Source organism: Roseivirga sp. BDSF3-8 (genome assembly GCF_041449215.1).
GTDB lineage: Bacteria > Bacteroidota > Bacteroidia > Cytophagales > Cyclobacteriaceae > JBGNFV01.
In genome coordinates this window covers 5186570-5209927 of record NZ_JBGNFV010000001.1, presented here as the reverse complement: position 1 = coordinate 5209927, position 23358 = coordinate 5186570, and the positions used below count along the sequence as shown (strand labels likewise).

3 protein-coding genes are annotated in these 23358 nt (G+C 54.2%); all 3 read left to right on the top strand.

Going from position 1 to position 23358, the window contains the following annotated elements:
* Nucleotides 1-7 precede the first annotated feature (7 nt).
* Genes AB9P05_RS21335 through AB9P05_RS21325 form a run of 3 tightly spaced genes read left to right on the top strand, consistent with a single transcriptional unit; the run spans nt 8 to nt 23346 of the window.
* Nucleotides 8-14395, top strand: coding sequence for an amino acid adenylation domain-containing protein (locus tag AB9P05_RS21335; RefSeq protein ID WP_371910864.1), 14388 nt, complete (start codon nt 8-10; stop codon nt 14393-14395).
* Nucleotides 14395-16122 (top strand): carbamoyltransferase N-terminal domain-containing protein, encoded by a 1728-nt coding sequence (locus AB9P05_RS21330; RefSeq protein WP_371910863.1) that lies wholly within the window; start codon nt 14395-14397, stop codon nt 16120-16122. The genes AB9P05_RS21335 and AB9P05_RS21330 overlap by 1 nt, the downstream gene beginning before the upstream one ends.
* On the top strand, nt 16123-23346 hold the full coding sequence (locus AB9P05_RS21325; protein ID WP_371910862.1) for an amino acid adenylation domain-containing protein: 7224 nt from the start codon (nt 16123-16125) through the stop codon (nt 23344-23346).
* Nucleotides 23347-23358: the final 12 nt, after the last annotated feature.

Below are 23358 nucleotides of genomic sequence, written 5' to 3'. Positions count from 1 at the left end.
AAGACCTTTGATAAACACCCTTACAGAAATACTTAACCGGAATGCCGGGGCAGACAGGCATGGCATCACCTTTATAGAAGGTAATGCAGAAGAGCACTATCTGTCTTATAAGGCACTATATGAAAAGGCTTGCCGCACCCTGGCCGCCTTTAAGGCAAGAGGTGTGCACAAGGGTGACCAGGTAATTATACAACTGGAAGATAACCAGGAGCTGCTGGTAACTTTCTGGTCCTGTATCCTCGGTGGCTTTATACCCGTCCCCCTATCAGTAGGTGGCAGAAGTGCCCACCTGGAAAAGTTTGTCGCCGTATGGGCTACAATGGCTGATCCATTCTGGGTAGTGGATAAGGAGTACGCGGAAAGAGTGCTGCGCTTTGTAGGAGAAAAAGAGCTGGCACAGCCTGATTCAGAGCGTACCTTCCATCCTTCGGAACTGCTTCAATACCCTGAAGCCGCTACTCCTGTTACCGTTTCAGGTAACGAGCCGGCCTACGTCCAGTATTCTTCCGGCTCTACCGGCGATCCGAAAGGCGTGATACTCACCCACCACAACCTGGTCACCAATGCCTCTGACATAGTAGAACGTTCCGCCATTGTAGAAGGGGACAGGCTCCTCAGCTGGATGCCCCTTACCCATGACATGGGCATGATTTGCTTCCATTTGGCCGGTATGGTGGCTAACCTCGACCAGTACCTGATGCCCACCGGCCTCTTTATTCGCCGGCCTTCCCTTTGGGTGCAAAAAGCCTCCGCTCACCGTGCCACCCATCTCTATTCCCCTAATTTCGGCTATCACTACCTACTGTCTAATTTTGACAAAGAGCAATCTATTGACCTCAGCAGTGTAAGACTGATCTACAACGGGGCCGAGCCGATTTCTGCAGCCCTGTGCCGTGAGTTTACTGCCCGTTTTAGCCGTTACGGTCTGAGAGAGAATGCTATGTACCCCGGTTATGGACTGGCAGAGGCCTCCGTTGCTGTTTCTTTACCCCACCCAGGCTCCCCCCTCAGGGTGGCTACCTTAAGAAGAGATAAGCTACAGGTAGGAGATAAGGTGGAGGAAAGCCCCGCCGGAGAGGAGACACTTTCCTTTGTGAAAGTAGGTCGTCCTGTAGATCACTGTGAAGTTTGTATAGCGGATGATTATGATAAGGAATTACCGGAGGGTGTCGCAGGAAATATCCTGATTAAGGGAGGCAATGTTACCGCAGGATACTACAGGAATGAAAAAGCTACCGGTCAGCTATTTACAAAGGACGGCTGGTTGCGTACCGGCGACATCGGCCTGTGGCATGAAGGCGAGCTCATCATCACCGGGCGGGCCAAAAACCTCATCATCATAAACGGCCAGAACTACTACCCCCACGACCTGGAACAGGTGGTAATGAACGCACTGAACAGGGAGGCCGGTACCGTAGTCGCTTGTGCCGCACGCCCTGCGGACAACGCCTCCGACGAGTTGCTGTTCTTCCTGCTCCATAAAAAGAACCTGCAGGCCTTTCAGCCTCTGGCAGAACAGGTAAAGCAAACCGTATTTCACCAACTGGGACTGGACGTGAAGCATGTGCTTCCCATAAGGCAGGTACCCAAAACCACCAGTGGCAAGGTACAGCACTTCGAGCTGGTGCAGCAGTATGAGCAGGGCCACTTTGATGAGCAGATTAAGGAACTCTCAGCCAGCCTGCCACAGCCGGAGCAAAAGAGTGCTGCATCCCTGTCAGACACCCTGCTGCAGGTATGGCATAGCCTGTTCGGCACCTACCCCGCAGTGGGTCTTACCTTTGCCCAAACCGGGCTAAACAGTTTACAGGCTACCCGTCTGGCATCCGCCATAACAGGTAAAACAGGCTACCCCGTAAGCCTTAAAGATATTTTTGAAAGTACTGACCTGTCGGCCCTCGCCCATACCCTTGAAGGCAGGAGCAGGCAAAACCAGGCCAGCCGGATAGCCCCCGCACCCGAATCTGATTCTTATCCTGTCACCTTCCAGCAGCAGCGCTTCTGGTACCTTGATCAGCTAAGCCAGGGCATGCCCGTAGCGCTTATCCCGCTTCTCTTCCATATCAGCGGGCCGATGGATAAAACCGCCTTGTCAGTTGCCTGGGATGGGCTTATAAAAAGGCACGAAAGTCTGCGCACCGTATTTGCCCCACAAGGGAAAGAGATTAGGCAGAAAGTATTGCCTGCATCCGATGTCCGTTTTGCCATGGAGTATATCAAAGGCATGGCAGACCGGCAGATTGCGGATGACATAAAGGGACGTACCAAAGAGCCTTTTGATCTTGCAAACGGTCCCCTGGCAGAAGCCATCCTTTACGAACTTGATAGGCAGCACTATATCCTGTTTATCAAACTACACCACAGTATAGCAGACGGCTGGTCCGCCAATGTGCTGCTTCGCGACCTCAGTGCCCTGTACAATACACAAGTCTCTGAAACCGCAGGCCCCTTAGCCCCTCTGCCTTTTCAGCAAAAAGACATTGCCGCATACCGCCATGAATTGACAGAGCAGGCTCACAAAGCCTACTGGGAGAAGGAACTGGGAGGTTATCGCTCAGCTACAGATTTCTGGAACAAAAGTGGCTATGAAGCAGCGCCTTTCGAGGGAGGCAGGAGCCAAACCTCATTACCGGCAGCAGTAAACAAAGGCTTGCAGGAGATGGCGGCCAATGAAGGCGGCACCCTCTTTATGTCCCTCCTTACCGGTGTGGCCACCTGGCTACATGCCTATACCGGTAAAAGAGACTTTATCATCGCTTCCGATTTTGCAGGCAGAAATATACCTGGCATGGAAGATCAGGTAGGGTGCCATCTCAACAGCGTCCCCCTCCGCATCCGGATACAGCAAGGTACCTCCGGCAGAGAGCTTTTCGCCCAGGTAAAGGAGAAAGTATTGAATGCTGCAGCGCATCAGTCCTATCCTGCCGAGCAGCTTATTTCCTCCGGAGATCAGTCAGCCCCGTACCATGTATTGCTTATCCTTCAGAACTTCAGCGAGCTACTGCCCCTGCGCCTCAATGAGCTGGAAGTGGAGGTAAAAGAGGAGCCTGAAACTAGTACCTGCCTGACCGATCTGCACCTGGAATGCATACCGGCCGGAGATACCCTCAACCTTACCATCCGGTACAGCAGGCAAGTCTTCTCCGCAGAAGAGATCAAAGAAGTATCAACAGAGCTAATAAAAACACTTGCAACCCTACCCGCAGGGCCGGAAGAACTCATTTCCAGTAATAAGGAAATAAAAGATGAGCCTTCCGAAGATCGGTTTGCCTCCGTCTTCAGCCTTTTTGAGAAAGCTGCTGCACAATATCCTGAGCGTACCGCTATCAGGTGCGGGGAGGCAATCATAAGCTACCAGGAGCTATCTGAAAAAGTAAATATACTCGCAGACTACCTGGACCAGTCTATCCCCGCAAAAACCGGCAAGGCCATCGCCATTATGCTGCCGCCATCAATAGACAGGTTGACTGCCATGCTGGCTATACAGAAAGTCGCCAGGCCCTTCCTTCCTATTGACCCCGCCTATCCTGCAGATCGCGTTGCCTTTATGCTGGATGATGCCCGGGCCGGACTTTTGCTGACTGATCAGCAGGTACCCGCAGAGTGGGAAGTGAAGGCTGTCAACCCTGAAGAAATATATCAAACCGAACATGCCGGGGGTACAACAGGCGAAACTGATGCAGAAAAAGCGGCCTACATCCTGTACACCTCAGGGACTACCGGCCGCCCCAAAGGCGTGGTCATTTCACAGGACGCTTTCAGTCACTATGTCCGCACCTTTGCTCAGTATTTCGGGATTAATGAAAATGACAGGGTAATCCAGCAGGCCTCTCCCTCATTTGATACCATACTGGAAGAGGTCTTCCCCACCCTGATAAGTGGTGGCCAGGTTGTCATAGCGCAGGAGGGAGGCCGGAATGTGCAGGCCCTCAGAAAACTTATCCGGGAGGAGAAGGCCACTGTGCTGTCCACTACACCCTTGGTGATCAATGAGTTGAATAAAAACATTGACGGACTGGATAGCCTGCGCCTCCTCATCAGTGGAGGAGACGCCCTGCAGGCATCTCACATAAACCATATAGTAGGGCAGAAAACAGACGTATTTAATACCTACGGCCCCACAGAAACCACCGTTTGCGCTACCTGGTACAAAGTAGACTCGCCTGCCGAAGCCTCAGTGATCGGTAAAGCCGTACCCGGCAAAGAAGTATGGCTGCTGGATGAGCAACTGGAAGAGGTAGAAGATGAAGTGCCCGGTGAACTCTACATAGGAGGGAAAGGACTGGCCCTTGGCTACCTGAACCGTCCGGAGGAAGAAGGTAATCGCTTTATTACCAGCCCGTACAATTCATCCGAAAAGCTATACCGCACCGGTGACCTCGCTCGCCGGCGGGCAGACGGATGCCTCGTATTTATTGGGCGCAAAGACCGGCAGGTAAAGATCAGAGGCCACCGCGTGGAACCTGCAGAGGTAGAAGCCACCCTTACCGGAAAAGGCATTTTGCCGGAGGTCATCATTCAGGTAAAAAGAAACCCCGCCGGGGAGAAGGTGCTGGTAGCCTACCATACCCGTCCTGACCTGCTGGAAAGCGACTTACGCCAATCAGCCGCGCAGATACTCCCTGACTATATGGTGCCCGGTCTGTTTGTAGGTCTGCAGCAATACCCGCTTACTGCCAACGGCAAAGTCGATAAACGAGCATTGCCCGATCCCTTTGAGGCACCGCAATCCTCTGTAGCTAAGCCCGCTTCCCTGCTGGAAGAGCAAATCCTTGCCATATGGCAGGACCTGCATGGCGAAAAGAGTACCAGCGTAACTCAGAACTTCTTTGCCGCCGGAGGAAACAGCATCAGTGCCGTGCAACTGGCGGCCCGCGTAAGCAAGCTGACAGGCTCTGAGCTGAGGGTTCAGGATGTCTTTTTGCACCCCACCGTACGGGAGATAGCGGAACTACTGGCGGTAAAAGAACCAGATCAGAAAGCATCCGGAATAACAGAAGCCCCCGTTCAGACCTATTACCCGGTATCACATGCCCAGAAGCGGATGTGGCTCCTGCAGCAGACAGGGGGGCAGCATACGGCCTATAATCTGTCATGGGCCTTTGAACTGCAGGGCATCCTTCATCCTGATCAGCTTCAGGAAGCCCTGCAGCACCTTGTTGCGCGGCACCCTGCCCTGCGAACTCGCTTCAAAGAAGCAGAGGGAGAGGTAATACAGCAGGTCATGCCATCGGATGAGGCAAAGATCGCATTCCGCTATGACGATTTAGCGAATGAGACCACGGAACAGATTCGCGAAAAGCTAAGCCAGATATTCCACAGCCCTTTTACTCTCGAGGAAGCTCCGCTGATGCGGGCAGGTCTGTACAAGACCGGGAAGGACAGCCATGTGTTCTACCTGAGCTTGCACCACATCATTGCCGACGGCTGGTCTGTGAATGTACTGGCCGCCGAACTGGCAACCGTCTACAATGCACTGGTGAATGATGCCCGGCCCGAACTGCCCGGCACGGCCCTGACACCTGCGGATTATGCCATTTGGGAAAGAGCCCAGGCATTTGAGGAAAGCGAAAAGTACTGGCTGGACCACCTGTCAGGAGAATTACCCGTGCTGGAAATGCCCGCTGACAAGGCCCGCCCTGCTGACAGGACATTTACCGGGCGCTCTCTGAGCTTCAGGCTGGAAAAAGAGTTAGTGGAAAGACTTAGACGTCTCTGCTCAGAGCAGCAAACGACTCCCTTTGCGGTATTGCTGGCGGCCACCAAGGCCCTGCTTTATAAATATACCGGCAAGTCAGATATAATCCTGGGCACACCCGTAGCCTTGAGAGATGATAACGGTCTGCAGGGTCAGGTAGGCAACCTGCTGAATACCCTGGCACTCAGAACCTCGTTTGAGGCCAGCCAGCCATTTACAATCCTGCTTGAAAAAGTAAGTGAGACCATAAGAAGCGGCTATGCGCACAAATATTATCCCTTCGACAAACTCGTTGACAAGCTCGACCCTGAAATAGCCCCCGGCCATTCACCCCTCTTCGATATCATGGTTGGCTACCAGGAAAAAGAAGCCGCCTACCAGGAGCTAAACAATATTGACGGAGTTCAGGCACATGAGATAGCCTGGGAACAGCAGTACAGCCAGTTCGACCTCTCTATTGATTTCTTCGGAAATAAAAACTCACTGGACATGCGACTGGAGTACAGCGATGAGGTGTTCAGCGAAGATTTCATCCTCCGCCTTCAGGCGCACTTTAAGCAATTATTAGATGAGGCGCTTAACGATCCGAACCAGCCATTGGCTGCCCTGGATTACCTGTCACCTCAAGAAAAAGGCCGGTTGCTTCGCCAGGGCGGTGAGGCATTACCTGAAGCGGAGTATGCGGCAACCTTCCTTCAGCGGATAGAAAAGCAAGCCGCCATACAGCCGGATAAGGTTGCTATCCGCTACCAGAATCAGATCATTACCTACAGGCAACTCAATGACCAGGCCAACCAGGTAGCACGGCTACTGATAGAAGATTATAAAGTGGGGCAGGGCGCAGCCGTCGGGCTTATGAGCCATGCTTCCCCTGAGGCCGTTGTCCTGTTGCTTGGTATTATTAAAGCAGGGGCTGTATTCGTACCTATTGATCCAGTTTACCCAGTGGAGCGCGTACAGCATATCATTTCCCAAAGCAATCTTGCCCTGCTGATAGGAGAGGATGAGGAACACGAACAGGTAAACAAGGTACTAAGAGCTGCCGCTGCGAAATCCACCGCTAAGCCGGAAATAAGCACCGGCCCGGATGACCTCATCTATATCATCCACACATCAGGCTCCACCGGTTTACCCAAAGGTGTGGCGATCACCCACCGCAATGTACAGGGCATGACCGCCTCCTGGCAAAAAGCGTATGGGCTGAATGACTTTGACGTGCGTAGCCTGGCTGTCGCCAGCATAGCCTTTGACGTATTCTTCGGTGACCTCTCCCGTACCCTCTGCTTTGGTGGAGAGCTGGTCATCTGTCCGGTAGAATCCAAAACCGATCCTGCCCTGCTGCTGCACCTGCTACAAGGCCACCACATCAGCTTTATGGAAGCCACCCCCGGCCTGGTAGTGCCCCTGTTCGACGAGGCCAGCCGCACAGGGCATACCTTCCCCGACCTGAAGCTCCTGGTAGTAGGCTCCGATGTATTCGCTGCTGCTGACTACAACAGGCTCAGGGCGCAATTGCCTGATACCACCAGGCTGATCAACAGCTTCGGTACCACAGAAACCACTATTGACAGCTCCTTTTTCGAAGCAGGCAAAAACGAAACCCTACGCGAAGGCATCGTCCCCATCGGGAAACCCCTGCCAGGCGTAGCATACTATATTCTTGATGCTGACAAGTCACTGCTGCCCGCAGGCATACCCGGTGAGCTTTACATCGGCGGCGTAGGCGTAGGCAAAGGCTACATCAACCGTCCTGAGCTGACCGCTGAGCGGTTCGTAAGCCATCCCTTTAAAGCAAACGAGACCCTGTACCGCAGCGGCGACCTGTGCCGCTGGCGTGAAGACGGTACGCTGGAATACCTGGGCCGTGCTGACGAACAGGTAAAGCTAAGAGGCTACCGCATCGAGCCCGCTGAGATTGCCCAGGTACTGAAAAAGTATGAGGGAATCGAGCAGGCCGTTGTGATCAAAGGCGAAGACCAAAGCGGCGACGGCTACCTGGCCGCCTACTACACCGGCAGCGAGGCAGAAGAAACCGCCCTCCGCAGTCACCTGCAGGCCCACCTGCCCGGCTACATGGTGCCCCAGTGGCTCACGCACATGGACAGCCTGCCACTGACCCCGAACGGTAAAGTGGATAAGAAAAACCTGCCTGCCCCGGACATTGACCAAGCAAATCTACCGGCCGAGGAGCTGACCGCCATGGAGCAGTCTGTAAGTGACATCTGGCAGCAGGTGTTGGGCCGCAAGCACATCCGCCTGGAAGATAACTTCTTCACCATCGGCGGGCATTCGCTCAAAGCCATGCAGGTAGTGATGGCCGTTTACCGCGATTTAGGCATTAAGCTTGACTTGCGTGACCTGTTCCGCCAGCCCACCCTTCGCGAACTCGCCGCCCATCTGGCGCAAAGCACAGCAGAAGGCTACGCCCCGATCGAACGCGCTCCCGCACAGGCAACCTATCCCCTGAGCCACGGCCAGCACCGTATATGGATGCTCAGCCAGCAGGAGGGAGGCAGCCAGGCCTACAATATGGTGTCCGCCTACAAGCTGTCCCGCCTGCCCGAGGCAAGCACCTTCCGCAAGGCCCTGCAAAAGCTGAGCGACCGCCACGAGATACTGCGCACCACCTTCCACATGGAAGCCGGGCAGGTCATACAAAAGATTAAACCGGCGGGCACAGCAGCATTCGCCTTCTACGCCCACACCGCAGGCACGGCAACTGATGAACTGATTGAGGCAGAACAAAGCCACCTGTTTGACCTGGAGAACGGGCCCCTGCTACGTTGCCACCTGGCCGCTACAGCAGATGGCGGGCTGTTGCTGTTCAACATGCACCACATCATCTCCGACGGCTGGTCCGGCGAAGTGCTGGTCGATGAACTGGTGCAGCTATACGAAGCACTGGAAAAGGGCCATGACCCTGCGCTGGAAGCACCCGGCATACAATACAAAGACTATGTATTCTGGCAGCAGGAACAGCTAGCGCAAAACGGTGAGAGCCAACTGGCCTATTGGAAAGAGCGCTTTAAAGACGGTGCCCCCGTACTGGAACTACCCAAAGACAGCCGCCGTGAAGGACAGAAGCAGTACCAGGGTGGCAAGGAAGAAATTGTATTGGCTGAATCGCTTTTCAGCCAACTCAAAGAGACAGGCCAGCAGGCAGGAGCCAGCCCCTTCATGGTGCTACTGAGCGCATTGGACGTCTTACTCTACCGCTACACCGGACAAGATGATCTGGTCATCGGCACCGCCGTGAGCGGACGGGAGCACCCCCAGCTTGAACGGCAGGCAGGCTTTTACGTCAACACCCTGGCCTTACGCCAGCAGGTAAAGGGAGAAGAGAGCTTCTCCAGCCTGCTAAGCGCCGTGAAGCGAAACACTACCGAAGACTTTGCCCGGCAGGCCTATCCCTATGACCTTCTGGTAGAAGCCCTGGACACCGACAAGCTGTTCGATGTCATGTTCCTGTGGGAAGAGACCACCCTGGACGGCCGCCGGATAGAAGACCTGGCCGGGCTGGGCATAGAAGAGGCCCCCGTGCCTTCGCCCACCAGCAAGTTCGACCTGCTGCTCACCGCCCGTAAAACACAGGACGGAAGCCTGAAGCTCATCGCCGAGTATGACAGCCAGCTCTACCGCCCCGAACGTATGCAGCGCTTACTTGCCCACTATCAGCACCTTCTTAGCCAGTTGCTGACCCAGCCGGAGATCATCCTCCATCAGGTGAGCTACACGACAGAGGAAGAACAGCAAAGCGTTCTCAGCTTCGGACAGGGAGAAAAGGTTTACCCGGTCAATGCAACACTTCACGAGCTGTTCAGCAAGCAGGTAGCCAGCACACCCGAAGCCATCGCCCTGCGTGATGGTACCCGTGAACTGAGCTATGCAGAACTTGACCGCCGCTCGGACAGCGTAGCCACCTGGCTGCAGGCAAACCATCCGCAGGTACGGAATGAGGTGACCGGGCTGATGTGCGGGAGAAGCATCGACCTGATGGTCGCCATTTTCGGCGTACTGAAGGCAGGCGGCAGCTATTGTCCCATAGACAAAAGCTACCCGCAGGAGCGCATCAGCTATATGCTGGAAGACTGCGGCATCCGTCTGATACTGACCGACGGCCTGCCGGAAGCCATATCCTTTGAAGGAATTACACCTGCATTAATAGAAACCATCAGCCAGGGCGAAACTAAACCTGCTGAGGTAGCCTCAAGTCCTGACGATACCGCCTATGTCCTTTACACCTCCGGCACCACCGGCAGGCCCAAAGGCGTGGCCATACCGCATAAAGGCGTTGTAAACCTGAGCCACTGGCTGGGAGAGAAAATCTACAGTCAAGGCGCTAAAACAGCCATGCTGACCGCCTCGACCAACTTCGATGCCTCCGTGCAACAGTTGTACGCTCCGCTTCTGAACGGCGCCACCCTGATACTGCTACCGGAAGACGAAAAGCGCGACCCGGCCCACTACCTCGAAAGGCTCAGGGAATACCAGGTGGACGTGCTGGACATCACGCCATCATACCTCAGCCTGCTGCTCGACAGCATGGCGGAGAAGCCTTACAATGGCTTGCGCTATACACTGGTGGGAGGCGAAGCGCTGGATACAAAACTGGCAGAACGCTATAGCAAACTTGCCGGAAAAGACAGCCTGCTACTCAACGTCTACGGCGTGACCGAATGCACCGTAGACTCCACCTGCGAAGAGATCAGGGAAGGAGAGAGGCTAAGCGAAAACAACATTGGCAGCGTCATACCCAACACCGAGGTCTTAGTGCTTGACCGAAATCAGCAGCCTGCAGGCATCGGCATACCCGGTGAGCTTTACATCGGCGGCGTAGGCGTAGGCAAAGGCTACCTCAACCGTCCTGAGCTGACCGCTGAGCGGTTCGTAAGCCATCCCTTTAAAGCAAACGAGACCCTGTACCGCAGCGGCGACCTGTGCCGCTGGCGTGAAGACGGTACGCTGGAATACCTGGGCCGTGCTGACGAACAGGTAAAGCTGAGAGGCTACCGCATCGAGCCCGCTGAGATTGCCCAGGTACTGAAAAAGTATGAGGGAATCGAGCAGGCCGTTGTGATCAAAGGCGAAGACCAAAGCGGCGACGGCTACCTGGCCGCCTACTACACCGGCAGCGAGGCAGAAGAAACCGCCCTCCGCAGTCACCTGCAGGCCCACCTGCCCGGCTACATGGTGCCCCAGTGGCTCACGCACATGGACAGCCTGCCACTGACCCCGAACGGTAAAGTGGATAAGAAAAACCTGCCTGCCCCGGACATTGACCAAGCAAATCTACCGGCCGAGGAGCTGACCGCCATGGAGCAGTCTGTAAGTGACATCTGGCAGCAGGTGTTGGGCCGCAAGCACATCCGCCTGGAAGATAACTTCTTCACCATCGGCGGGCATTCGCTCAAAGCCATGCAGGTAGTGATGGCCGTTTACCGCGATTTAGGCATTAAGCTTGACTTGCGTGACCTGTTCCGCCAGCCCACCCTTCGCGAACTCGCCGCCCATCTGGCGCAAAGCACAGCAGAAGGCTACGCCCCGATCGAACGCGCTCCCGCACAGGCAACCTATCCCCTGAGCCACGGCCAGCACCGTATATGGATGCTCAGCCAGCAGGAGGGAGGCAGCCAGGCCTACAATATGGTGTCCGCCTACAAGCTGTCCCGCCTGCCCGAGGCAAGCACCTTCCGCAAGGCCCTGCAAAAGCTGAGCGACCGCCACGAGATACTGCGCACCACCTTCCACATGGAAGCCGGGCAGGTCATACAAAAGATTAAACCGGCGGGCACAGCAGCCTTCGCCTTCCACGCCCACACCGCAGGCACGGCAACTGATGAACTGATTGAGGCAGAACAAAGCCACCTGTTTGACCTGGAGAACGGGCCCCTGCTACGTTGCCACCTGGCCGCTACAGCAGATGGCGGGCTGCTGCTGTTCAACATGCACCACATCATTTCCGACGGCTGGTCCGGCGAAGTGCTGGTCGATGAACTGGTGCAGCTATACGAAGCACTGGAAAAGGGCCATGACCCTGCGCTGGAAGCACCCGGCATACAATACAAAGACTATGTATTCTGGCAGCAGGAACAGCTAGCGCAAAACGGTGAGAGCCAACTGGCCTATTGGAAAGAGCGCTTTAAAGACGGTGCCCCCGTACTGGAACTACCCAAAGACAGCCGCCGTGAAGGACAGAAGCAGTACCAGGGTGGCAAGGAAGAAATTGTATTGGCTGAATCGCTTTTCAGCCAACTCAAAGAGACAGGCCAGCAGGCAGGGGCCAGCCCCTTCATGGTGCTACTGAGCGCATTGGACGTCTTACTCTACCGCTACACCGGCCAGGATGATCTGGTCATCGGCACCGCCGTGAGCGGACGGGAGCACCCCCAGCTTGAACGGCAGGCAGGCTTTTACGTCAACACCCTGGCCCTGCGCCAGCAGGTAAAGGGAGAAGAGAGCTTCTCCAGCCTGCTAAGCGCCGTGAAGCGAAACACCACCGAAGACTTTGCCCGGCAGGCCTATCCCTATGACCTTCTGGTAGAAGCCCTGGACACCGACAAGCTGTTCGATGTCATGTTCCTGTGGGAAGAGACCACCCTGGACGGCCGCCGGATAGAAGACCTGGCCGGGCTGGGCATAGAAGAGGCCCCCGTGCCTTCGCCCACCAGCAAGTTCGACCTGCTGCTCACCGCCCGTAAAACACAGGACGGAAGCCTGAAGCTCATCGCCGAGTACGACAGCCAGCTCTACCGCCCCCAACGTATGCAGCGCTTACTTGCCCACTATCAGCACCTGCTTAGCCAGTTGCTGGCCCAGCCGGAGATCATCCTCCATCAGGTGAGCTACACGACAGAGGAAGAACAGCAAAGCGTTCTCAGCTTCGGACAGGGAGAAAAGGTTTACCCGGTCAATGCAACACTTCACGAGCTGTTCAGCAAGCAGGTAGCCAGGACCCCGGACGCTATCGCTCTGCGTGATGCTACCCGTGAACTGAGCTATGCGGAACTTGACCGCCGCTCGGACAGCATAGCCACCTGGCTGCAGGCAAACCATCCGCAGGTACGGAATGAGGTGACCGGGCTGATGTGCGGGAGAAGCATCGACCTGATGGTCGCCATCTTCGGTATACTGAAGGCAGGTGGCAGCTATTGCCCCATAGACAAAAGCTACCCGCAAGAGCGTATCAGCTATATGCTGGAAGACTGCGGCATCCGTCTGATACTGACCGACGGCCTGCCGGAAGCCCTTCATCTGGAAGGTAGGCAGGTTATTGAAATAGAAACCATCAGCCAGGGCGAAACTAAGCCTGCTGAGGTAAGCTCAAGTCCTGACGATACCGCCTATGTCCTTTACACCTCCGGCACCACCGGCAGGCCAAAAGGCGTGGCCATACCCCATAAAGGCGTCGTAAACCTGAGCCACTGGCTGGGAGAGAAAATCTACAGTCAAGGCGCTAAAACAGCCATGCTGACCGCCTCGACCAACTTCGATGCCTCCGTACAGCAATTGTACGCCCCGCTTCTGAACGGCACCACCCTGGTGCTGCTACCGGAAGACGAAAAGCGCGACCCGGCCCACTACCTCGAAAGGCTCAGGGAATACCAGGTGGACGTGCTGGACATCACGCCATCATACCTCAGCCTGCTGCTCGACAGCATGGCGGAGAAGCCTTACAATGGCTTGCGCTATACACTGGTGGGAGGCGAAGCGCTGGATACAAAACTGGCAGAACGTTATAGCAAACTTGCCGGAAAAGACAGCCTGCTACTCAACGTCTACGGCGTGACCGAATGCACCGTAGACTCCACCTGCGAAGAGATCAGGGAAGGAGAGAGGCTAAGCGAAAACAACATTGGCAGCGTCATACCCAACACAGAGGTCTTTGTACTTGACCGAAATCAGCAGCCTGCAGGCATCGGCATACCCGGTGAACTTTACATCGGCGGCGTAGGCGTAGGCAAAGGCTACATCAACCGTCCTGAGCTGACCGCTGAGCGGTTCGTAAGCCATCCCTTTAAAGCAAACGAGACCCTGTACCGCAGCGGTGACCTGTGCCGCTGGCGTGAAGACGGTACCCTGGAATACCTGGGCCGTGCTGATGAACAGGTAAAGCTGAGAGGCTACCGCATCGAGCCCGCTGAGATTGCCCAGGTACTGACAAGGTATGAGGGAATAGAGCAGGCCGTTGTGATCAAAGGCGAAGACGAAAGCGGCGATGGCTACCTGGCCGGCTACTACACCGGCCACGAGGTAGACGAAACCGCCCTCCGCAGTCACCTGCAGGCCCACCTGCCCGGCTACATGGTGCCCCAGTGGCTCACGCACATGGACAGCCTGCCCCTTACACAGAATGGTAAGATAGACCGGAGAAGACTGCCTGACCCTGCTCCGGAACATACACAGGTAGCTGGTGAGGCTGAAGAGCTTTCACCGGTAGAACAAAGCCTGAAAGAAAGCTGGCAGGAAGTACTCGGACATGACGCCTTTTCTGCTGCGGATAACTTTTTCTCAGTAGGAGGAAACTCCGTCAAAGTCATTCGTTTGTACCGCCTTATCGACGCACAATACCCTGGTATGGTGCAGGTACACCAATTATTCAGTCACCCTACTATCAGGAAACAGGCTGCGCTGGTAGCCCCTGTAGGTAAAGAGGAACCCATGGAATCCTCTGCAGGCAAAAACCTTATTGAGTTTTAATGAAGATTTGCGGATTAAAATTAACCCATGACGGGGCGGTTGCCCTTATAGATGGCAATAGATTACTGTTCAGCATTGAACTGGAAAAGCTGCGCAACAATCCCCGGTACAAGGAGATTGACGATACGCAGCTTATCAGTGAGGTGCTGGCCTCAGAAGGGTACAGCCCGGACGACATTGATGTATTTGCCATAGACGGCTGGGGAGGATATGACCAGGATGCCCTGGCAATACAGCCACGGCTGCAAATCGGGGAGACGCATAACTTCCTCACCGCCCGCAACGGAGATAAGGAGTTCTCCCTGCCCGTGGCCCAGTACCGTGAGCGCCAGATGAACGCCGATGTGCTGGAAAAATGGTCATTCGAGGGCTTAGAGATCGGTGATAAAAGCTATCCCTACGAAAGCTACCTGCACGTGACCGGGCATATCATGAGCGCCTATGCCACCAGCCCCTTCGCAGACAGGGGAGAAGAAGCCTTTGTGCTTATCTGGGATGGCGGCATGTTTCCACGCATGTATCATTTTGAGCCGGCAAAGAAAGCCGTACGCAACCTCGGCCCCCTTTTCCTGCTCATTGGTAACATTTACACCATATTCAGCCAGCATTTCGGCCCCTTCAAAGTAAAAGGCGGATTTGCCAAAGACGATCTTTCCATTGCCGGTAAGGTGATGGCCTATATTGCGAAAGGAGAGAACCGGCAGGCGCTCTGGCCTCACTTCGAAGAGATATATAAGAAGAGCTTCGATGCTCCGATGGGCTTTGCTAACAAATTTGCCCAGGAGTTTAAGCAAAAAATCAAGGGACAGGAATTCTCAGATGAAGACATCCTTTGCTCCTTCCACCATTACCTGGGTGACCTGCTGCTGCAGAAGCTCAGCAAAAAAATAAAGCGCCAGGGCAAAGGCACCCCCAACCTCTGCATGGCAGGAGGCTGTGCCCTGAACATCAAATGGAACAGCCTCATAAGACGCAGCGGATTATTTGCCGATGTATATGTGCCTCCTTTTCCTAATGACTCCGGAAGTGCGATAGGCGCCGCCTGCGCGGCTATGTGGTACCATACCGGCAGCGCCGCACTGAACTGGGATGTGTACAGCGGCCCGAAACTGGAAGACTATATGCCTGATCAGGGCTGGTCAGCTTCCGACTGTAGCCTGGAAGAGTTGGCCCGCCTGCTGCATGAAGAGAATGAACCGGTGGTATTTCTGAACCACCGCGCAGAACTGGGCCCCCGTGCCCTGGGCAATCGCAGCATTATAGCCGCTCCGGTATCAGAGACCATGAAAGGCATACTGAACGAGGTGAAACACCGGGAAGCCTACCGTCCGGTTTCACCTATTTGTCTGGAAGAAGAAGCCCCCGCCATATTCCAACCCGGTACGCCGGACCCCTACATGCTGTTTGATCATGTAGTACGGGAAGAATGGCTGGACCGCATACCCGCCATCTGCCATCTCGATAAATCAGCTAGGCTACAGACCATCACCGAAAAGCGAAACCCTGAGATAGCCTGCTTACTGAAAGCCTATAAGGAGCTTTCCGGTATTCCGATGCTTTGCAATACCAGTGCAAATCATAAAGGCGCCGGCTTTTTCCCGGATGTGAAATCAGTGACCGACTGGGGCCGGGTAAACTACGTGTGGTCCGATGGCAGACTATACACCAAAGACGACAGGATAGTATTTTCAAAAGTCCTGCAAAAAGAAGAAGACCTTATTTCCTGAATGGCTCAAAACAGAGACATAGCGATCATAGGCCTGGCTTTCAGGTTTCCCGGCGGCATCCGCACCCATCACCAGATGTATGAGGCTCTGGCTGAAGGGCGTGATATGCTCCTGCCCATCTCCCCGGATAGGCTGAAAAGCACCACTTTGCCCGCTGATAAAGAGTATAGGGTAGCGGCCTACCTGGAAGACCTGGACCGGTTTGACTATCCTTACTTCAACATTCCCAAAGGAGAGGCCATCACCATGGATCCCCACCAGCGTATCCTGCTGGAAACCGTTCAGGAGGCCTTCGACAATGCGGCCATCAGTCCGCAGGGCTACCAGGGCAGTGACACCGCCGTATTTGTGGCAGATGCCGGGCATGAGTACTACCGCCATGCCGATGAGTTTGTAGAAACCCTGAAGACCGGAAATGACAAGTCTTTCCTGGCAACCAAGGTCGGCCGCTACTTCCATCTGAAAGGCAGCCAGATCGTGGTGGATACCAGTTGCTCCAGTTCACTCGTAGCAGTACACCTGGCCTGCAATGAGCTGCTGCTGGGGGATGCGGAGTGTGCACTTGCCTGCGGGGTGAACATTGATCTTTTTCCTTTTAAAAATGAGATAGGCGATATAGGACTGGACTCTCCCGATGGCAAATCCAGGCCCTTTTCCGCTAAGGCAAACGGTATGTCCTTCGGTGAGGCCTCCGTATGTGTAGTGCTGAAAACACTGGATAAGGCCCGGGCTGACGGGGATATCATCCACGCCGTGATTAAAGGCAGTGCAGTAAATAACAATGCCGAGCGTGCCGCCAGCCTTACCGCGCCTGATAGTGAAGCCCAGGCGGAGGTGATCGGCAAAGCATGGAAAAAAGCCGGAATACAGCCGGAAGATATCCGCTTTATAGAAGCCCATGGCTCCGGCACGGAACTGGGAGATAGCATAGAGGCCGGGGGACTGAACATGGCCTTTGCCACCTTTACCGATAAAAAGAAATTCTGCGCCATATCCACCATCAAATCCAACTTCGGGCATGCCCGGGGAGCGGCCGGACTAGCCGGACTGGTAAAGGTGGTCATGTCGCTGAAATACAGAACCCTGTTTCCCGCTATCCATTTTGAAGAGCCTAACCCACTCATCGACTTTGATAACGGGGCCGTTTATGTACACGATAGCCTGACGGAGTGGGAGAAGAATGGCGCACCCGTCCGCCTGGCAGGCGTCAGCTCTATGGGCATCAGCGGGGTCAACTGCCATATGATATTGCAGGAGTCACCCGGGGAAACCGAAATCCTTGAAGAACCGGAAGAGGCATACTTTATGCCGCTATCGGCTAAAACGCCCGACGCTCTGGTACGCTACAAAAAGGCCCTGGCGGCTCACCTCGAAGGCCCTGAAGCACCTGCCCTGAAGCATATCAGTTATACGCTTGCCACAGGCAGGGCACAGTTTGGTCAGCGACAGGGCATTGTGGCGCGCAGTCTTAGCACCTTACAGGAGGAGTTGAGCCGTGAGGATGCAAAAGGTAAAGATATGAGACAGCACCGCCTGATTTTCCTTCTGGAAGACCAGACCTTCGATGCTCAGGCGGAAAATAAGCTTCTTAGACGCTATTACGCTTTTGACGAGATATATAAGAAGTGTATGCAGTCGGCCGGGGAGCAAAGCACCCAGCCCTATGTCCAGCAATTCATTTACCAGTTAGGCGTGTACCATACCCTGCAATCAATGGGCATCACGAGTGATGACCTGCTGGGGATAGGGTTGGGCCGCACCGTAAGCCAGGTTATTGCCGGAGCCGTTTCCCTGGAAGAAGGACTGGCAGCAGCGGCCTCTTACCTGGCGCAGCCTCTGGAAAATATCCAGGCCCGCGTAAAACAGCTTATTGCATCCCAAACCGCCGGAGGTCCCGTCCTCTTTATGGCATTAGGACAGCCCGGTGGGGTATTACAGGAACTAAAGGTACAGCAGCAGGGGGCCCCTTTTGAGCTTATTCATTTGCCTGTAAATGAAAAAGGCGATGCTATTAGCCACTTACTTGCCAGTGCTTTCACCGCTGGCCTCTCAGTGGATATGCAGGCATACGGAAAGGCAATAAACGGCCGTAAGGCTGTCTTGCCTGCTTACCAGTTTGAGCCACTCCGGTGCTGGATACGCGATGATGTACGCACCGGCATCGAAAATGCGCTTACCGAAAGTGCAGACCAGGCGCCTGCCCTAAAGATAGACGTAGCAAACAGCACAGAATATGCCATAGCAAAAATATGGGCTGAGGTGCTCGAGCTCAATGAAATCAGTTCGGATGCTGACTTTTTCGAATCAGGAGGAGATTCCCTCATGGCCACAAAGGTCATTAACCGCCTGGAAGATCACTTTCCCATAGCCCTTGATTTCGAAGATATTTTCGACTTTCCCGTGCTCTCAGAACTGGCTGCCTACATCATCAGTCAGATGCCGGTCAGCGACCGGTTAAAAGCCATCTGGGCAGGCGTACTAAAGATGGATGACCTGCAGGAAACGGATAATTTCTTTGAACTGGGTGGCCATTCACTCATTGCCAACCAGATCATAAACAGGATTCGGACGGACTTCAGGGTAGCCTTTGATTTTGAAGACTTTTTCAGAAACCCTACCATAGCAGAGGCCGCAAAACTCATAGCAGACAGAGAAGGAGAGAATTCTATTTCATTTACCATCCCAAAAGCGGAGGAAAAACCCCTTTATCAGGTCTCACATGCACAAAAGAGACTCTGGGTACTGAGCCAGTTTGCCGATACCGGCATAGCCTACAATGAGCCTCTTTTCCTGGAAATAAAGGGTAGCCTTGATCGCGGCCATTTCGCAAAAGCCTTCCATGCATTAGTAGAACGGCATGAGTCATTGCGAACAGTTTTTGTTACGGAAAATGGAGAACCCAGGCAAAAAGTTCTGACTGCACAGGAGGCGTCGTCAGCGCCTCACTATACAGACCTGAGAGGGAAACAGGATGCGGCTATACTGGCAATAAACCTGCTGGATGGCGATCTGAACCAGCCCTTTGACCTTGAACGTGGTCCCCTGGTTCGCCTGCGTTTGATTCAAACAGAAGATAACCGGTACTTTTTCGGTCTTACCATGCACCACATCATTTCAGACGGGTGGAGCATGGGCGTACTTTTCAAAGATTTCCAGGCCCTCTACCAGGCTTTTGCAGCAGGGCATGAACCTGATCTACAGCCATTATCCGTGCAGTACAAAGACTTTGCCGAATGGCAATACATGCAGGTACAATCGGGTGATCTCAAAGCACATCGCGCGTTCTGGTCCGATACCTTTGCAGGAGAAATACCCCTACTGGAACTACCCTCGGATAAGCCAAGGCCGCTTGAAAAGACATTTAATGGCGCCATCCATAGTTTCCGGATCAGCCCGAAGGTAGTGCAGAAGCTGGAAAACCTGGCCGCCAAAGAGCAGGCTACCTTCTTCATGGTACTTATGGCTTCCCTTAAGGCCCTGTTTTATCGCTATACGGGCCAGCAGGATATGGTCATCGGCACCCCCGTGGCGGGCAGGGAATTCCGTGAGCTCGAAGATCAGATCGGTTTTTACGTAAATACCCTGCCCCTGAGAACGAACTTTGCAGGCGCCGCCTCCTTTACCGGCTTATTGCATGCGGTAAGGGACAGCACCTCACAGGCGTATCGCCACCAGCACTATCCCTTCGATAAACTGGTAGATGACCTGAAGCTGAAAAAAGACCTTAGCCGTTCGCCCCTTTTCGACATCATGCTGGTGCTCCATAACGAGTCCGTCAATAACGAGGAATATGGCGAACTGCCCGGCGTCGAGGTTAGGGCCCTTGAATCCGACACAGTGTTCAGTAAATTCGACATGACCTTCATTGCCAGTCAGGACCAGGATGGTCTGTTGATAGATATTGAATACAATACAGACCTGTATCACCATACCCGGATCAGCCGTATGGCCGGACACCTTCACAGGGTATTGGCGGCTGTGGCAGAGGATTCGGGCCAGTCACTTTTCACCCTGGACTATCTTTCAGAAGAAGAGAAGACACAGCTAAAAGACAGCTTCAATGACACCAATCAGTCCTTTCCTGATAAAGAGACTCTGGTAAGTCTTTTCGACAAGCAGGTGGCTGCCACCCCCGACCGGACAGCAGTCGTGCATAATGGAGCTTCCCACTCCTTTACAGAGGTAAAGAGTGCTTCCGACAGGCTGGCTGGCTACCTGAGTGAGGCAAAAAGAATCGGTGCCGGGCAGGCAGTAGGCCTTTGCCTCGATGCCTCCGCTGAGCGAATTATCGCTATTCTGGCTATTCTAAAAACAGGGGCCGCCTATGTACCCATCGACCCGGCGTATCCCGATAAACGCGTAGCGTATATGGTGAAAAATGCCGGTCTGCAGGTAATTATTTCCCGAAAGGGGGAAGAAAGCCGTAACCTGCCCGCTGATAGCGCTCCATTGTACCTGGATGGCGAAGAGCCGTGGCAGAAACACCTCCCGGTTAAGCCCGAAGAAGGCCCCGGTATAGATGATCCGGCCTACATACTCTATACCTCCGGCTCTACCGGCACCCCCAAAGGCGTCATTATCCCTCATAAAGGAGTGGTAAACAGGATTCACTGGCAATACAAGGCCCTTGGGTTCGGGGAGGATGATATTATTTTCCAGAAGACCCCTTATGTATTTGACGTGTCCGTATGGGAGCTGTTTATGCCGCTGTGCTACGGACCGACCATGGTACTCTGCGACCCTGACGTGATCTATGAGCCTGGCCGGTTGGCAGAGCACATTCAGGATAACCAGGTTACTACCGTACACTTTGTCCCCGGTATGTACCAGGCCTTTCTCAACGCGTTGGGTGAAGAGGGTGTAAACCAGTTAAAAAGCCTCCGCCGTGTGATTGCCAGCGGGGAAGCACTGCACCCCGAAACGGTAGATTTGCATTATCGCCTGCTGAGTGTGCCGCTGCATAACCTGTATGGGCCTACCGAAGCGTCAGTAGACGTAACGTACTACACCACCAAACCCGGGGATACCCTTATCCCAATCGGTAAGCCCGTAAGCAATACCCGCTTATACGTACTTGATGCACGTAATCAACTCATGCCGGTGGGCTATGACGGCGAGATATGCATCAGTGGGGTGGGACTGGCCAGGGGCTACAAAAACCTCCCTGAAGAAACAGAAAAACGCTTTGTGTCGAATCCTTTTCAGCAGGGGGAGATCATGTACCGTACCGGCGACCTGGGCCGGTGGACACAAAACGGACTGCTCCAATACCAGGGCCGCAATGACCTGCAGGTAAAAGTCAGGGGCTTCCGCATAGAAACCGGTGAGATAGAAAATGTGCTGCTGCGCTACCCGGGAGTAAATGAGGCCGTGGCAGGGGTGCAGGATTACGGACAGGGCAATGAGCTGCTTGCCTGGTACACCGGTACACCGGAACACGGTGAAGAAGGCATGAAAACATGGCTGAAAAGCCACCTGCCTGCTTATATGATTCCCGGCCGGTTTATACAGGTGGATTCCTTTGCACGGACGGCTACCGGCAAGCTGGACCGCCGGCACCTGCCCATGCCTGATAGCAAGGAGGTAGAGGAAAAGGAGCTATACCTCGCTGAAGGAGAGGCCGAAATACTGCTGGTGGATGCCTGGCAGAAGATACTGGGACGTGAGGCCATCGCCCGTACCGATAATTTCTTTGAGACAGGGGGAGATTCCATAAAAGCCATACAGGTAGCCTCTCTGATGCACCAGCAGGGGTATAAACTGGAAGTTAAGGACATATTTTCATCGCCCGTTATAGAAGACCTCGCGGTAAGAGTAAAGCCGGTGCGCCGCAGGGCAGAGCAGGGGATTATAGAAGGAGAAGTGCCCCTTACGCCCTTCCAGGCCCGCTTCCTGGACAGTAAGCGACAGAAGCCTGCCCATTTTAACCAGGCCGTATTACTGGAATGGCACCAGCAACAGCCTGCTGATAAAGTTGAAAGTGTCATAAATACCCTGCAGCAGCACCATGATGCGCTCCGGATGACCTTTAGTCTGCAAAAGAGCACGCAGTACAATCACGCTGCAACCTACCCCGTAGATGTAGCGGAGAAGCACTTTTCAGGCGAATATAACCATGAAATCTGTCTGCAGGAAATGGAGAAGGTACAGGCAGGCATAAACCTGGAAACAGGCCCTGTGCTGACCTGCAGAATATACAGATTTACAGACCGCTGCTTCCTGTTTATTGTCGTGCACCACCTCGTAATCGACGGCGTCTCATGGCGCCTGCTACTGGAAGACCTGAAAACATTACTGGATGCTTCAGGGGCTGATAGCCAGCTCCTTCCGCTAAAATCAGATAGCTATAAGCGATGGGCCGAAGCACTGCAGCAATACGCCCTCAGTACCACACTGCTTCGTGAGATACCCTACTGGCAGGAAGTAGAACAGGCTGGCCGGGTAGTCCTGCCAAAAGACTTCAACGGCGACAAAGGGACAGTCGAAACCACCGGTAGAGTAGATGTGGCCCTGGATGAAGAGACTACCGCCCTCTTACTGGGAAAAGCCAATGCAGCCTATAATACGGAGGTAAACGACTTGCTGCTGACCGCACTCATGAACAGCCTGCACAAGACATTTGGCCTGGAAGCAGTGCCGGTTGAAATGGAGGCTCACGGCAGGGAAGAAATTGCCGACGACCTGGATATCAACCGTACCGTGGGCTGTTTTACAAGCCTTTTCCCTTTGGTACTGACTACAGGCGGTGAAGATGCCGGCCTGCAGATCAAACGCACTAAAGAAACGCTGCGCCGCATACCGGCCAAAGGGATCGGTTACGGTATATTACAATACCTTAGCCCGGAGGAGGTGAAAAAGGAGTTGACATTCAGCCTCAGTCCCGAGGTGCGCTTTAACTACTTTGGCCAGTTTGATGCAGAAGTAAAGAACGAACAGTTTACCGTGCTCGATGCTTCCGTAGGTAATCTTGAAGATCCCCGTGAAAGACGGGAATATGCCCTGGACGTCATCGGTATGGTCACCGGTGGTAAACTGGAAACCTCCGTCTATTACAGCCCCGGCCAATATCATGAAGAGACCATCCAACGCCTCGCCACCGCCTATACCGAAGCCTTGCAGGAACTGGTAGCCCACTGCGCCGGACGTGAAGATACCGAGCTTACACCAAGTGACTTTGATTATAAAGACCTGAGCCTGGAAGAACTGGATTCCCTGTTCGACTAATTGCCGAATGAC

Coding starts and splice junctions, on each gene's coding strand:
- AB9P05_RS21325 (WP_371910862.1), top strand. CDS start 16,123: ATGGCTCAAAACAGAGACATAGCGATCATAGGCCTGGCTTTCAGGTTT.
- AB9P05_RS21330 (WP_371910863.1), top strand. CDS start 14,395: ATGAAGATTTGCGGATTAAAATTAACCCATGACGGGGCGGTTGCCCTT.